The organism is Nostoc sp. (assembly GCF_036917435.1).
In the GTDB taxonomy this organism is placed as follows: Bacteria; Cyanobacteriota; Cyanobacteriia; order Cyanobacteriales; family Nostocaceae; genus Nostoc.
In genome coordinates, this window is record NZ_JBALDM010000022.1 from 220,512 (window position 1) to 236,114 (window position 15,603).

The window sequence follows — 15,603 nt, forward strand, 5'->3', positions numbered from 1 at the left end:
AAATGATTTCTAAAAAACTCTCTTGATTCTCCTCTCTGCGCCCTCTGCGTCTCTGCGGTTCGTAACTCATTTCGGATGTTTAAAATCACGATCGCCCGCCTGTAAATGAAAATACCCGCCGGAATTTAACTTGACTGAGTTTTTTCCGCCACGATTCCATGTAGATATAGAACACAGGGGTTAAATACAGGGTTAATATCTGAGAAAATATTAGTCCGCCTACAACTGCAATCCCTAGAGGACGACGGGATTCCGAACCAGCCCCAAATCCGATCGCTATGGGTAAGGTTCCCATTAATGCTGCCATTGTCGTCATCATAATCGGGCGGAAGCGCACTAAGCAGGCTTGATAAATCGCCTCGGAGGGCTTTTTTAATTCTTCTCGCTGGGCAACGATCGCAAAGTCTACCATCATGATGCCGTTTTTCTTGACGATACCCACCAACAGAATGATGCCGATGAAGGAGTAAACGTTGAGTTCAACGTGGAATATTATCAGCGTTAACAATGCCCCAAAACCTGCTGATGGCAAACCGGAAAGAATTGTAATTGGGTGAATGAAATCTTCGTAGAGGACACCTAAGATGAGATAAATTACGAGGATGGCGATCGCTAACAATAAACCCAAACTCGGCAGTGAACTCTGAAATACCTGGCTTGCACCCTGAAAGCTGGTGCTAATGCTGGCAGGAATCACCCGATCGATCAGTTTTTGAATCTCTTCGTTGGCATTTCCCAAGGACACACCAGGGGCAAGGTTAAAGGAAATGGTGGCGGCGTTCATCCGACCGTTATGATTAACCATTAACGGGCTGACTCCCTGAGATAGTTTGGCGAATGTCTTTAGAGGTACTGCTACTCCAGTGTTGGAGTTAATATACAATGTCAATAGATCATTAATATTCTCCTGATACTGGGGTGCTAATTCCAAAATTACTTGATACTCATTGGTGGCTGCATAGATAGTTGACACTTGGTAGGAGCCGTAAGCACTTCTCAGGGTATTTTCGATTTGCTGGGCGGTAATTCCGTAAGTTGAGGCTTTATCGCGGTCAATGTCAATTTGAATCTGGGAAGCAAATTGTAAATCGCTGTTGACATCTTGGAGTTCTGTCATCTCCTTCATCTTGGTAACAAGTTGAGGAACATATTCTTGTAAGGGCTTGACATCAGAACTCTGAAGTGCAACTTGATAAAGTCCCGTGCTTTGTTGAGCGCCAATGGGTATGGCTGGGGGATTTTGTAAGAATACTTGGATGCCTGGAACAGTGGCGAGTTTGGTTCGCAAATTTTGAACTATTTCATCAGCACCAAGTTGGCGCTGCGATCGCTCTTTTAACCGAATAAACAAACTGCCGGAATTAGCTGCAACTGCCGCCCCACCGCCACTAGCACTAGATCCCGCGCCAATATTAGAGTTGACTGCATCGACATTGGGATCTTGGCGAATCAGGTTAGCAACTGTCTGCTGATGTTGAACAAGATTATCGAAGGATGCATCTTCGGCTGCTTGGGTAATCCCTGTAATTTGTCCGGTATCTTCGCTAGGAATAAAGCCTTTGGGAACTATCACCAACAGCCCAACTGTCACCACCAAGAGAAAGGCGGATAAAATCATCGTGGTGAGGTGATATTTTAAGACTTTTTTCAGACTCCAATCGTACAAACCCAAGAAGCGATCGAAGACATATTCGGAAGCTTGATATAACCGACTTTGATTAGCATGATTTACAGGACGTAGAAAACGACTGCACAACATGGGAGTCAAGCTTAAAGACACAAAACCAGAGACGAGAATTGCAACTGCGATCGTCACAGCAAATTCATGAAATAATCTTCCTAGTACTTCACTCATGAACAACATGGGGATGAAGACTGCAACCAGAGAAAGGGTCATCGATAGAATTGTAAAACCAATTTCTCTCGACCCATTCAACGCCGCTTCTAACGGACTTTCACCCATTTCTATATGACGGACGATATTTTCTAGCATGACGATCGCATCATCCACTACGAAACCCACAGAAAGGGTCAACGCCATTAGTGATAGGTTATCTAGTGAGTAGTGCAGCAAATACATCACCGCAAAAGTACCAATCAGCGAAACTGGTAATGCCAAACTGGGAATCACCGTTGCCGAGAGGTTCCGTAAAAATATGAAAATTACTAAAATAACGAGAGCGATCGTCAGAATCAACGTAAATCTGACATCATCTACTGAATCTCGAATCGATTGAGATGCATCATAGAGAACCCCTATTTCCACAGATGCCGGAATTTGCTCTCGCAACTTCGGCAGCAATTTCTTAATCGTGTCTACGACTTGTACCGTATTGGTTCCGGGCTGTCTTTGAATTGTGAGAATAATGGCGCGAGTATTGTTGTACCAGCTTGCTACTTTGTCGTTTTCTACACTGTCAATAATCCTACCCAGTTGATTAAGATAGATAGGCATTCCATCTTTATAAGACACAATCAACTGGCGATAAGCAGCCGCATTTTCAAGTTGCCCGTTAGTCTGGACTGTAAAATTCTTATGATTTCCCGAAAGACTGCCGGTAGGCAAATTGACGTTACCCTGTTGAATCGCCGTCGCCACCTGATCTAACCCAATTTGCCGCGCTGCCAATTGCTGAGGATCTAGTTGAATTCGAGCCGCATACTTTTGCGAACCGTAGACGGCTACTTGTGCCACCCCGTTGATTGTAGATAGCTTTTGGGCCAAATAAGTCTCGGCATAATTGTCTACCTGAGAAAGAGGCAAAGTGGGAGAATCTAAATAAAGGTAAAGAATCGGCTGATCTGCGGGGTTAACTTTGCTATAGGTGGGAGGATTGGGTAAATCGTTCGCAATTTGTCCCGATGCTCCCGATATCGCTGCTTCTACATCCTGCGCCGCATCATCAATGTTACGGCTCAAGTTGAATTGCAGGGTAATTTGAGTCTGTCCCAGAGTGCTAGTTGAATTTAGCGAATCAAGTCCAGCAATGCTAGAAAATTGCTTCTCTAAAGGACGGGCAACCGATGCTGCCATCGTTTCGGGGCTAGCTCCCGGTCGGGAGGCGCTGACCTGAATTGTGGGATAATCCACACTGGGTAAGTCGCTGATTGGCAGCAGGCGATAACTCATGAAACCGAAGATTAAAATTGCCGTCATCACCAGAGTTGTCATGATGGGGCGGCGAATAAATGGTTCTGAGAGGTTCATGAATCACCTCCGCCTGACTTTTGGGAATGATTTTTTCTTGGCTGATTTGAGTCATTAGCGCCTTGGGAATTACCGGCTGTCTTGACGCGGATTTTGCCCCCCGAAACGAGATTCGCCTGACCATCGGTGACAATTTTATCGCCTGGTTGCGGCCCTTTCTCAATCACATCTAGTCCATCAATGGTGCTGCTAACAGTGACTGGAACATTTTGCACAGTCATATCTGGCTTAACTACAAAAACAAACTGGCCATCTGGGCCATTCTGCACCGCTTGGGAAGGTACAACCGTTGCATTGGGTTGTTCGGTCAGTGTTAGCGTTGCATTCACAAATTGACCGGGAAACAAATGTCCCTGAGTGTTGTCAAAGTCGCCAATCAGTTGAATAGTCCCCGTGGTGTTATCAACCGTATTATTGACAAATGTCAAAGTACCTGGAACAGAATGAGTTTGATCGTTAGGGAACGTCACATCTACCTTCAGCTTGCCATTCTGCATATACTTTTGTACCTGGGGCAGATTTGTTTCAGGAACGGAAAAAGCAACTTGAATCGGGCGAATTTGGGTTAGAGTCACAAGGGGAGTTGTGCTGTTAGCTTGCACCACATTGCCCAGAGTTACCAGAATATTGCCAGCGCGACCATCAATTGGCGCATAAATTTTGGAGTAAGATAATTGCACTTTGGTATTGTCTAACGCTCCTTGGTCAGAACGGACAACAGCTTGAGCATTTGCGATCGCAGCTTGATCGCCTTTGACAACAGCTTGAGCATTAGTCAGCGCCACTCGATCGCTTTGCAAAACAGCTTCGGCATTAGCGATCGCCTCTCGATCGGCTTGGAGGGTTGCTGTGGCCGATTTACTATTAGAAACGTATTGCTGTGCTTGATCTAAACTAATCGCACCCTTCTTATACAATGCACCATAGCGATCGCTCTGTCCCTGAGCAAATTCTGCTTGGGCTTGATCTTTCGCTAAAGTCGCCTGGGCTTGTCGTACCAGCGCTTGGTCTTTAATTAAAGTGGCTCTCGCTTGCTCTATTTGACCCAAATCTCTGGTTAATCCATCTCTAGCTTGTTGTACCGAAGCTTGGTCTTTGGCGACAGTTCCTTGGGCTTGCTGGATTGCAGCATTTTGCGATCGGTCATCCAGGGTAAACAAAAGTTGTCCCTTTTTCACATCTTGACCTTTCTTGAAATAAACTCCAATAATCCGTCCGCTAGCTTCAGGCGTAATCGATACCGTAGAACCAGATTGCACATTCCCGATCGCCTGCAATTGCACCGGAACCGTTTTTTGTGTAACCATCGCCACCGTTACAGGTGTCACTTGCTGCTTATTGCGCCCAGATTTTTCAGTTTTGTCTGACTTAGCCGCAACCGTATGGATACCAAAAATACCCAGCCCAGCCAGCAACAGCACGCCCAAAATTACCAAAATAATCTTTCTTGGCGATCGCGGTAACTTCGGCTCTACACTTTTCTCATTTTCAATCAAACTGTCATGAGCAATTTCATGGTTCATCAGAACCTCCACAGGATTTTAGTTTATTAAAAACAGAATTCAGAATGATAACTAAGTGGGCAAGAATAAATCAAACTATGTTACGCAATACAAAATTAATTAAATTGGCTCTTAGTAAGGGCTTTAGCCCTATTTTCAGGGCTAAAGCCCTTACTACAAACCTTTAATTATTTACACCCACTTACTTAGTCCCTAAGTAAAATATCTCTCTAAACTCTCATTTCTCCGTGCCCTCCGCGCCTCTGCGGTTCGTTATTCCTATTAATTGATTCTGAATTCTTTTTCAAGACTGACTTAACTGCTGCTGTAAAAGTTTAAGAGCTTGTTTTTCTATCTGCCGGACTCGTTCTCGACTAATACCCAGACGCTGACCAATTTCTTGTAGAGAAAGTTCGTTGCCATCTGTCAATCCAAAGTGCAAATTTAATATTTCTTGTTGTTGGCGAGACAGGTTTCCTAATAAATTTTCAACCTCTTGATTGAGAGATTCTTCAGTGTTATAACCATTGGAAGAATATCTATGATCTTCTATTAAATCTTGTAATTGTATCTCTTTATCTGCCCCAACTCGAATATCTAGAGAGATAGTTTGACGAGCCAAAAGGAGAAATTCTCGAATCTGACTAGGTTTTAAAGAAAGTGCATCAGCAATTTCGGTACTGGTGGGGATACGACCCAATTGTTGAGATAATTCTCGCTGAACACGCTTAATTTTGTTTAATTTTTCATTGATGTGAATGGGTAATCGAATTGCACGCCCTTGTTGAGCGATCGCTCTAGTAATTCCTTGACGAATCCACCAGTAAGCGTAGGTTGAAAACCTGTATCCTAGAGCCGGATTGAATTTCTCAACCCCTCTTTCTAAACCTAATGTACCTTCTTGAACTAAGTCCATCAACTCTAAGTTACGTCTCTGATATTGCTTGGCAATTGATACTACAAGGCGGAGATTAGAAGCTATCATTTTCTGTTTAGCTTTTTTCCCTTGATTTAACTGCTGAAGTAATTCCTGTTCGCTTAACTGCATCCGGTTAGCCCATTCTGAAAACGTGGGTTTACGCTTTAATTCAACAGCCAACTTTTCTGACTCAGCAAGTATTGTCATCATCTGCTGAACTTCTTGGGCAAAAATAATTTCTTGATCCTGGGTTAATAGAGGTATCCTTCCAATTTCTTTAAGATAAGCACGGACTGTATCACTTGTAGCTTTGTTTGTGTCACTAGCTTTAGTATCTGAGAATGTTAAGTTACTCATATAAGTTCATCTCTGCCTATTAATTAGGGAATGGGGAATAAAGAAAGGTTCGCGGTGGTTAGATCCCCGACTTCTTCAAGAAGTCGGGGATCTTGCAACTTTATGTCTATTTCCCACCCTGCAAACTCACATGATTAGTCCCCGATTGAATCAATTTGCTCAAGTCTGCAACGGCGCTAGCATACTGAGGATCGGCTAATGTCCCCAAGGTTCGGTTTTCTATTAATGCTTTCTGTTGTGCCTCGGTTAACTCCACGGTAATATCTGGTGCAATGCCGATATGATTGATATCTCGACCTTTGGGTGTGTAGTATTTAGCGATCGTTAATTTCAGCCCCGAACCATCATCCAGTGGTTCTACGGCTTGAACTAAACCTTTCCCGAAGGTGCGAGTGCCTACTAACCTGGCGCGATTGTCATCTTGAAGCGCTCCTGACAAAATTTCGCTGGCGCTGGCAGATCCCTTATCCACCAATATCACTAGAGGTTTGTTGGTGAGAGGATGTCCCGACGCATTGTAGTTGTCTTTAACTTGATCCCGATTTACCAAAGACACGATCGCTCCTTCCTTCAACCACATACTGGCAATTTGCAAACTCGCATCTACCAGTCCACCCGGATCGGAACGCAAATCCAAAACATAGCCCTGCACCTGCTGTTTTTCTAATGCTTCAATTGCTTGATGCATCTGGGCGGGTGCAGTTTCGGTAAACTCTGGTAAACGAATATAGCCAATCTTACCTGTCGGTGTGGTTTGAGCATTATAAGTTACAGGATGAATGGCAATATTTGCGCGGGTAAGTTTGAAAATTTGCGATTGGCTACCCCGTTGAATCGTCAGTACTACCTTAGTTCCCACCGGGCCGATAATCCGCTTAACGGCATCTTCGATTTTCATTCCCTGAGTTATGTCACCGTTAATCTGCACAATTAAATCACCCGGCAAAATACCCGCTTTAAAAGCAGGCGTTCCTTCGATTGGGGCAACAACAGTTAAGGCTTTAGTTTTTTCATTCTCTGCCAGTTCCAGCCCTACACCACTGAGGTTGCCAGAAATATCGCTATTTAAGGCTTTAAATTCCTGGGGGTCAAAAAACTCTGTGTAGCGATCGCCTAATTTCCCTACCATTTCTTGAATCGCTCCATAAGCCTCTTTCTTAGAACTATAGGAGCGGCTAAGATATTGCTGTCTAATTGCTTTCCAATCTTGATGGTTAAAGCTGACATCAACATAATTTTTATCGAGGATTTGCCACACCTCATCCACCAGCTTTTGAGGAGTAGTTTGGGTTTTAGCTAGAGCTTTATAAGAGTAGAGGCTAGTTCCTGTCAAGATTGCTGCAATAACAGCAATTTCTATCTTGAGGATCAATTTCTGTTTGAACATAATTTAACTCTTAAAGAACAATACAGAATACAATCAGTGGCATAACAATAATTACGAATTACGGCGAGGATAGGCAGTCTTAAAAATATCTTGAATTTTAGTCTTTTGTTCAGCCGTCAGATTCAGGCTGAATACTGCTTTACGCATCTTTTCACCTTGTTGCAATTTCGCTGACAATTCCTTGACTTGATCTGGAGTCAGAACTGCCTCAACTTGCTGGCGAACTGCTTCGCGCTTCTTGGCGCGTTCTGGCGTATTCGCTCCAGGAGTGTTTGGCGCAGAAGTGTTGGTATCAGATACCTTTGTTCCACTATTGTCACCTTGAGACACATCGGGAGACTTAGAACTGGTGCAACCTGTCATTCCTGCAATCAGGATAGTTGCAAATAAAAGGGTTGGTAAAATTATCTGTTTTTTAATCATTTACTTTTGTCGTTTTGTTGTACAAAATACGATTGTTTTAGCTCAATTTAGAGGATGTCTGCCTGTCTTTTAACTCAGCACGGGCTAAACGCCCCGCTATCCATGTACAGCACTCTGAACTCATCACTCTTCATTCATACCAGCTAATTTTAAAAGTTGGGATAGATTTGTGCATGAACTAGAATTCCTAATCTGACTAGGAAAAAAGTACTCAAGCTATTGTGACTTTTTTCCTAATTGAGGAATAATTAATCAGTCGAAACGGCTCTATCGATACTAGAGATGGATTCGTTATATAGGAAGAAGAGATTCATCCTAAAATTGTAAAAATATTTATGGTTTTGTTACAAAGGCCACTGAGTTGGAACAGTTCTATGGTTCGCTTGACTTACCCATCATTTCGTCTGTTGCTTTATCTAGAGTGGCTGTTGTTAGCCACGGCAATGTTTATGGAAGTTGTGCTGCCGTTTGAGTTGTCCTGGTCTTTGTTGCTAAGAGTTGTTGCGATCGCAACTTTCAGCTTGATGGGCTTGAAACTACCGATGGTGAAGCTGGAAACTAAATTATTTTATACAGCCCTGGAATTCGGTTTAATTTTGCTACCAACAACTCAACATGGCTTATCTAGCCGCCCCGTTTTCCTGCTGTGTCTAGTACTGGTAATGCGGAGTTGTCTGATATTTAAGCGATCGGGACAGTTGCTTGTCTTGGTTTTATCTCTGCTCACCTATGGAACACTGCTTTTATCAAGACCGATTATGCCTGAGAATTTTAGGCGAGATATAATTGCCATGTCTTGGGATTGGCGATTAAGTAATATTTTATTGTTTAGCTTAACGTTAGTATTCGCTTTATTGTTAATTAATGCTCTGCTTGCAGAGCGCCAAAGTCGAGAGCAGTTAGAAATTGCCCATTTGCAATTAGAGATCACCAATCAACAACTGTGTCAGTATGCGCTACGGATTGAAGATCAGGCAACCTTGCAAGAACGCAACCGAATTGCCCGCGAAATTCATGATGGTTTGGGACACACTCTAGTTGCTCAAACTATTCAGATTAATAACACTCTATTGTTTTGGGAATCAAATAATGACAAAGCATTAACATTTCTCAAGCAGGCAAAGGAATTGGGGGCTGAAGCGCTGCTAGAAATTCGGCGATCGCTTTCTGTGTTACGTTCAAATCCTTTGCAAGGACAATCTCTGACATCAGCCATTGAAAAGCTGCTAACAGATTTTCAGCAAACCACAGGCATTGAACCATCTTATAAAATTGACGTGCCGTATTCTTTACCAACAGAAGTAAACACAGCCCTGTTCCGCATTGTGCAAGAATCGCTGACAAATATTTGCAAACACGCTGAAGCCACAAGTGTCACTGTTGGATTACTGGCTCACGCTGGAATAATTCATCTATCAATAGAAGATAATGGAAAAGGATTTAATCCCACTCAAAATACAACTGGGTTTGGGTTACAAGGGATGCGAGAACGGGCGGTTGCACTGGGCGCTCAGTTAAATCTCCACAGTAAACTAGGAACAGGTTGCTGTATTTCTGTTTCTTTGCCACTATCAAAGCTGTTATTTTAGCTATGATTCGGATTTTATTAGTTGACGATCAGCATCTTATTCGCCAGGGACTTAAGAGTATGCTTGAGTCGAATGCAGAGATGCAGGTAATTGGTGAGGCGGAAAATGGACAACGCGCACTCGAACAGATTCCGGCACTGCAACCCGATATTGTGCTTATGGATGTTCGGATGCCCGTAATGGATGGAGTTGCGGCAACAAAAGCCATCGCTCAACAATATCCTGACATTAAGGTTCTTGTCCTCACCACCTTCGATGATGATGAGTATGTTTTCCAGGCGATGCGACTAGGTGCAAAGGGCTATTTGCTCAAAGATACCGAACCAGATGAACTGATGTTAGCAATTCGATCTGTCTATAAGGGACAAACCCTACTTGGCCCGGGATTGTTTGAGAAAGCACTCACTCCGGTTGCCGCACCAGTGCCTTCTGTGCAACCCCCTCCAGAATTAGCGCAACTCACACCCAGAGAATTAGATGTATTACGCTTAATTGCTTCTGGAGCTAATAACCGTGAAATTGCTGAATCGCTGTTTCTTTCAGAAAACACAGTTAAAAATTATGTTACCAGTATTCTGAGTAGATTGAGTTTACGCGATCGCACCCAAGCCGCTTTGTTTGCTCATTCGTTCTTTGGTGGAGCTAAATAGCTAATTCTGCGGGTTTAAGCCCCCCGCTTCTAACAACCTCTTATTTTATCCCAGTTGCATTACTTAATTACGTAAAGCCTGCGGCATAGCTTCGCTTAACGCGGAGCGTGCCGGAGGCTCTATTACGAATTATTTTAGCGATCGGATTTGAGATATTCCTGTAATTGTTGGGTACGCAGTTTTGTAGTATTTTCTAGACAACCAACATAAATGCTAGGGGCAATACTTCCTCCCTCATATTCGCTTCTTTCAAACTCACAGTTGGTATCTCGAAACTTTAGCCATGCTTGTTGGGCAGAAATGAATTTCTGTTTCCTAGACCTTTCTAAGGTAGGTAGTAATTGCTGATAAACTTGATTCAGTTTTTTATCTGCATTCTGATAAGATAACTTCGCGCATTCATTAATTGCTACTTGATTTTGAGGATTATTACAGTTAAATTTTTGAGCCAAGCGCATCTGCGGTAAATCAGGCGTTGTGCCTGCCATTGTCATTATAGGAGTAGCTAAACTGCTGAGAGTTAGCATACTTGAAAAAACTAGTAATAATTGACGCATGGCAAAAATTTTATTGTTTCAGTATACATAAAAGATACCAATGGCAATGCATACTTTGGTATCTTTTGACGGATAAGACTCGTAATATGTTACAAAAAGTAATCTTACTGGGAAAAGAAAGTCGAGATTTTACCGAGAATGCTAGAAAAAATTTGGTATTTTAGTAGTCTAAAGTTTAGCTTTTATATTTTATGAATCGTTCCGCTTGCCTGATCTTCAATCCAGTAGCTGGTCAAGGTGATCCAGACATAGAATTAGCAGAAATTCGGGCAATATTAGAGCCAGATATTGACCTAGATATTTATCTTACAACTGAAGAAATCGATGCAGACCAACTAGCTTGTGCAGCTGTAGAGCGAGGAGTAGATGCAATCATTGCTTCAGGGGGAGATGGGACACTCTCGGCGGCGGCGACAGCTGTAGTGGGCACTGATATTGCATTTGGTATCATTTCCAGAGGAACAGCAAACGCTTTTGCCACAGCTTTAGGAATTCCTGACACGATCGCAGGTGCATGTGAAACAATTTTGCAGGGAGGAACCCGCAATGTAGACGTAGCCTATTGCAACGATCGCCCAATGGTACTCTTGGCAGGTATTGGTTTTGAAGCTGAAACTGTAGAATTGGCAGATCGGGATGCTAAGAATCGCTTTGGAATGATGGCCTACGTTTTCGCTGGAATTCAGCAGCTGAGAAATTTAAAACACTTTGATGTTGAAATTGAAACAGAAGACAGAATAATTAAAACTAGTGCCTGTTCAGTAACAGTTGCAAATGCCGCGCCTCCGACTTCAGTCTTAGCTCAGGGGCCAGCAGGTCTGATTTATGATGATGGGTTACTAGATTTAACAATTGTCGCTCCAGTTAATAAGGCAGGAGCGATCGCCGCGACATTCCATCTATTCCAAACCGCTTCTACAGGTAACGCCGTAGAACGGGATGATATTGGTTTTTTGAGAGCTAAACAATTTAAAATTACAACTGAGCCACCACAAAAGGTTGTTCTCGATGGTGAAATAGTCGGCACAACACCAGTAGAAATTAAGTGTATACCAGCAGGATTGAGGATTTTTGTGCCATTAGTAGAAGAAGTTGAGCCTACCGAAAAACTAGAGGGACTCCCTAACTTAACTATTGAGATGAAAGATACGACAGAGGAATAAGGGAATTGGGGATTGGGCATTGGGGATTGGGGATTGGGCATTGGTTATTCTCTTTGTCTCCCTCATCTCCCCCATCCCCTGCAATTCAAGATTCAGGAGTAGGTTACATTGAAACTTGTATCTGATCCAGCGATCGCTAACAAAATTCGTAAGATGAATCAGCGAGTAAAGTGGCAAGATCCGTTAATTGTGGAACGGAACATCGACCAAACTCGCCTGGTGTTAGAAGATGGACAAACAGACGATTCAGAGTTCTCATTTTTAGTTGTAGGTGATAGTGGTTCTGGTAGGCATCGGGGACATAATCCCCAGCGACAGATAGCTGAACTTATGTTGCCTCATCACGACGAATCCCGGTTTATGCTGCATACCGGGGATGTAATCTATTTAGTGGGGTCGAGTGAATACTATCAGCAGAACTTCATCGAACCTTACCGAGAGTTTATCTTGGGTGGAGAGCATCCAAAACGGATTGCTTATGACCAGATGACTTTTAAGCTGCCTATTTTACCAGTACCGGGTAATCACGATTACTATAACTTGCCGATTTTATTGAGCTTGGCATCTCTAACAACATTACCCATTCGTCGCCTGTTGCGATCGCGGTTAGACCTAGATGTAGGCTTGCATGGCTCAGGAACTGGTGAGGCTTACGCACAGGCATTTCTAGACTATCTTAAGGCGTTGCAGCTTCCAGGAGAGTTAAGCAGCCATTTAGACAAGTACTACACAGGTAAGACAGATACAGGTCTTTGTCTTAAGTATGAACCTGGACAATTTACCCGCCTTCCCAATCGTTACTACACTTTTCGCTATGGCGGGATTGATTTTTTTGCCTTGGATTCTAATACATTTAACGATCCACCACCCCTACCTAAAACAAAACAAGGTGATGCCGATCGCAAAATATTAGAAAAGCGTCGTGAAGATTTAGAGCAAGAAAAGCAGCACATTATTGAAACTTCGTCCAAGCTTCGTCCTGAAAACCCCCTTGAAGCTGACCAATTAGACGACTTCCACGCCAAGCTGTCGCAAATTGAAGAAATTATTGTTGATATCAAGAAGCAATTAGCTGCTGATAAAACAACGCTGACTGATATTGAACAACTAGACTGGCTGAAGCAAAGATTAATTGAATCTTGGAATAATTCACAAGTTCGGGGAAGAGTGATTTATTTCCATCATCCACCTTATGTAACTGAAGCGACAAAATGGGAACAAGCGCAAACTTTGATCGTTCGCGATCGCTTCCGTGGTGTGCTGGATGCAGTAGCGAAAGAAATCGGTTCCTTAAATCAGGGTCGTCCTTTGGTTGACTTGGTATTAAATGGTCACGCCCACTGCTTGGAACACTTAGAGACAATGGATACAGGACACGCTGATGCTCATATCCACTGGATTGTTTGTGGTGGTAGCGGGTTTAGTTTGCGCCGCCAACGGATTGAGGGAGCAGATTTAATGGAGGAGAATCGATTAGTGGCGCGATCGCATCTCTTCATTGGTCGCAACGGTCAAGGTTCTCAAAAGCGGCGACCTTATTCAGGTTTACGCATTGACGTTAAAGGCGATGGACAGCTTAAGTTTATTGTCCGTCCTTTGGTTGCCGAATGGTATCAGCGACAATGGCATAATCGTGAACTTGAGCCACTAATCATTTAAGGACTGAGTGTTGTAAACAATAGCCAAAACCTTGATTCTCAGGTAAGGGCAATTCATGAATTGCCCCTACACCGTTTATTAAGAAAAGCCATAACTCATGATGCCTCTACAACAATTTCTCGCTTGTTAGTTAGACACATGGCAATACCTTGCTCGTAATAAGCAGCTTCATTAATGAAAATAGGGAAAACAGTCGATTCACCTTTATATGTAATTGTTTCTTCATCAAAAGTAAGAAAGATCGGCTCTCCAGGATTTAAAGGCTCAAAGTCTCTAGCCTGAAGCTGTGGGTGAATCATCGCTTGAATTTCTCCATGCTCATTTCTGGGATAATCGATAGTTCCTGCATATTCATAAAGTGCGAGTGTGTTGGTTTTAGACTGAATTGAGCCTTGATTGAATGCTTGTACATAGTCCAAAACGACAGAAATTATTTCTTTTGTTTTCTGAAACAAAACTGCATTCAACACACCTTGAGGTACTGGGCCTACTTCAAGAGCAAAACCTAATTCACATTGAGAAATCAGAAAGCTATTTGCTGCATGAGATGGTATATAAAGAATTCTCACTTCTGGATTGATTGAACTCAGATATACTGCTAATTGCAACAACCAAGGATGAAGTTTGATAAGAATAAGAGTTAAACCCATGTTTGCAGTCGTACTGTGCAAATCCACAAACATATTTATCTGTGATTGATTTTCTGATTTGAGATTGTTGTAGATTTGCCTTGCTAGCTTATCTTCAAAACTAGAGAGTGTCAGATTTTGTAGGTCTTGCTTGTTGAAGCAGCGATTTAAGTCTTTTTCAAGATAACGTCTGCATTCTGCAATAGCTTGGGGATTAGCTAACAGCGTCAGGATTTCAAAGCCTTGGCGTTCAATTAAATGGGGAAATTGCTCAAATAATTTAATCAGATATACTCCTGTGAGTTCGTTTCCATGCATTCCCCCAATAATCATTACAATTCCAATAAGAAACTCTGTCATTCCCTCTATTTCATGCATAGTTTTTGTTGATGTAACGTTAACTTCATTTAGCCCATAATTGACTAGATAAAGTCAAATCAAATATTGCATAATACTCAGACAAATTTGCATAGAAGGAGAATAGTAGGCTGAGATAATATAGGAATCTGCTTTGGCTAATTAACTTACTTGTGTAGGTACTAACAAATCAGAAATAAGACTTTTGAGTTATATTTATGAATTTAGAGAATCTAGAGTACTTTCTTGTTTTAGTAGAGAAACAACTCAATTTCAGTCGCGCTGCGGAATATTTGAATATTGATCAGGGGACTTTGAGTAGACGTATTCAGCGCTTGGAGAAGGATTTAGGAGATCCAATAAGGCGCTTACAACCTATACTTATTAACCGGGAAACTAGTCAGTTAACTCCTGCTGGGGAAGTTTTCTTAGAAGATGCTGTTGAAATTGTTAAACGAGTTAAACGGGCAAAAGAACGAGCATACAGAGCTAGTCGCGGCGAGATAGGAGAGTTGGGCATTGCAGTTAATAGTTCAATAATTAATAGTGTTCTGCCTGATATTTTAAAAGCCATCCACTCTCGCTTTCCTGATGTCAAATTTGTTTTATATGAATTAGCACCTCAAGAGCAAAGACAGCAGTTAGTTGACTATCAAATTGATATTGGGTTTGATTTTTTACCTTATGACAATCATCCTGATTTGATTTCTATGCCTATTTTGCAAGAGCCACTGATAATTGCTTTACCTGAATCACATGAACTAGCAGGTAAATCTCAAATTCCCCTATTGGCATTAGCGAATGAATCTTTTGTTTTACCTTCACCAGAGATAGTCCACTTCTATAAGCAAATTATCGACTTTTGTAAACAGGTTTTTGGTCGAGAACCAAAAATTGTGCAAGAAGCAACTTGGATGCTGACTGTATTGAGTTTAGTTGCAGGTGGAGTTGGGATATCATTGCTGCTGAAGAATGCCCAAAACATTCAGCGTCAGGGAGTTGTCTACAGACCAATTCAAGGAGAAAATCTGAAAATTCAGATTGTTGCACTAATGCGACGCAACGACCAATCTACTGTCTTAAATGAGTTTCTACAGCTTGTAAAGGATGTGCGATTCGTTGTGAGTGAATCTCGGTATCCAGCCCGTTAATAACCTCACCAACCCCTGCGGGTTGAACTCTCAGATAGATGTAGGTGAAAGT

General features: G+C 42.4%; 12 protein-coding genes. 5 read left to right on the forward strand and 7 right to left on the reverse strand.

All coding sequences use genetic code 11. The annotated features are described in order from the left end of the window. Nucleotides 1–85 precede the first annotated feature (85 nt). The 5 genes from V7K98_RS09545 to V7K98_RS09565 all read right to left on the reverse strand — a co-directional run bounded on the left by V7K98_RS09545 (nt 86) and on the right by V7K98_RS09565 (nt 7,796). The gene (locus V7K98_RS09545; protein WP_335021064.1) at nt 86–3,208 is read right to left on the reverse strand and encodes an efflux RND transporter permease subunit; all 3,123 of its coding nucleotides are present in this window, start codon (nt 3,206–3,208) and stop codon (nt 86–88) included. Next, a complete protein-coding gene (locus V7K98_RS09550; RefSeq protein ID WP_335021066.1) occupies nt 3,205–4,731 on the reverse strand; it encodes an efflux RND transporter periplasmic adaptor subunit in 1,527 nt (508 codons plus the stop codon). Before V7K98_RS09550 ends, V7K98_RS09545 begins: the two co-directional genes overlap by 4 nt. Before the next feature lie 283 nt (nt 4,732–5,014). Then, entirely contained in the window at nt 5,015–5,986 is a 972-nt protein-coding gene (locus V7K98_RS09555) for an RNA polymerase sigma factor, RpoD/SigA family (protein WP_335021068.1), read from the reverse strand. Between the two features lie 106 nt (nt 5,987–6,092). Beyond that, on the reverse strand, nt 6,093–7,373 hold the full coding sequence (locus V7K98_RS09560) for a S41 family peptidase (protein ID WP_335021070.1): 1,281 nt from the start codon (nt 7,371–7,373) through the stop codon (nt 6,093–6,095). Nucleotides 7,374–7,424: 51 nt separating this feature from the next. Continuing rightward, nucleotides 7,425–7,796 carry a hypothetical protein gene (locus tag V7K98_RS09565; protein ID WP_335021071.1) on the reverse strand — a complete coding sequence of 124 codons (372 nt, stop codon included), beginning with the start codon at nt 7,794–7,796 and terminating at the stop codon, nt 7,425–7,427. Nucleotides 7,797–8,170: 374 nt separating this feature from the next. On the opposite strand from V7K98_RS09565, the gene V7K98_RS09570 reads away from it, so the two are divergent. Further along, nucleotides 8,171–9,385 carry a sensor histidine kinase gene (locus tag V7K98_RS09570; protein WP_335021073.1) on the forward strand — a complete coding sequence of 405 codons (1,215 nt, stop codon included), beginning with the start codon at nt 8,171–8,173 and terminating at the stop codon, nt 9,383–9,385. 2 nt (nt 9,386–9,387) lie between these two features. Further along, the gene (locus V7K98_RS09575; protein WP_335021075.1) at nt 9,388–10,035 is read left to right on the forward strand and encodes a response regulator transcription factor; all 648 of its coding nucleotides are present in this window, start codon (nt 9,388–9,390) and stop codon (nt 10,033–10,035) included. Nucleotides 10,036–10,169: 134 nt separating this feature from the next. On the opposite strand, the gene V7K98_RS09580 is transcribed toward V7K98_RS09575, so the two are convergent. After that, nucleotides 10,170–10,592 carry a lysozyme inhibitor LprI family protein gene (locus V7K98_RS09580; protein ID WP_335021077.1) on the reverse strand — a complete coding sequence of 141 codons (423 nt, stop codon included), beginning with the start codon at nt 10,590–10,592 and terminating at the stop codon, nt 10,170–10,172. A gap of 191 nt (nt 10,593–10,783) precedes the next feature. On the opposite strand from V7K98_RS09580, the gene V7K98_RS09585 reads away from it, so the two are divergent. Both V7K98_RS09585 and V7K98_RS09590 read left to right on the forward strand, forming a co-directional pair. Next, nucleotides 10,784–11,755, forward strand: a complete 972-nt coding sequence (locus tag V7K98_RS09585; protein ID WP_335021079.1) for a YegS/Rv2252/BmrU family lipid kinase — start codon at nt 10,784–10,786, stop codon at nt 11,753–11,755. Between the two features lie 108 nt (nt 11,756–11,863). Continuing rightward, complete coding sequence (locus V7K98_RS09590; protein WP_335021081.1) at nt 11,864–13,414, forward strand: metallophosphoesterase family protein; 1,551 nt, start codon at nt 11,864–11,866, stop codon at nt 13,412–13,414. Nucleotides 13,415–13,509: 95 nt separating this feature from the next. Here V7K98_RS09590 and V7K98_RS09595 read toward each other — a convergent pair whose 3' ends face one another. Then, a complete protein-coding gene (locus V7K98_RS09595) occupies nt 13,510–14,421 on the reverse strand; it encodes an aspartoacylase (RefSeq protein ID WP_442940407.1) in 912 nt (303 codons plus the stop codon). Nucleotides 14,422–14,618: 197 nt separating this feature from the next. Between V7K98_RS09595 and V7K98_RS09600 the strand changes: the two genes are divergently transcribed. After that, complete coding sequence (locus tag V7K98_RS09600) at nt 14,619–15,551, forward strand: LysR family transcriptional regulator (protein WP_335021083.1); 933 nt, start codon at nt 14,619–14,621, stop codon at nt 15,549–15,551. Nucleotides 15,552–15,603 lie beyond the last annotated feature (52 nt).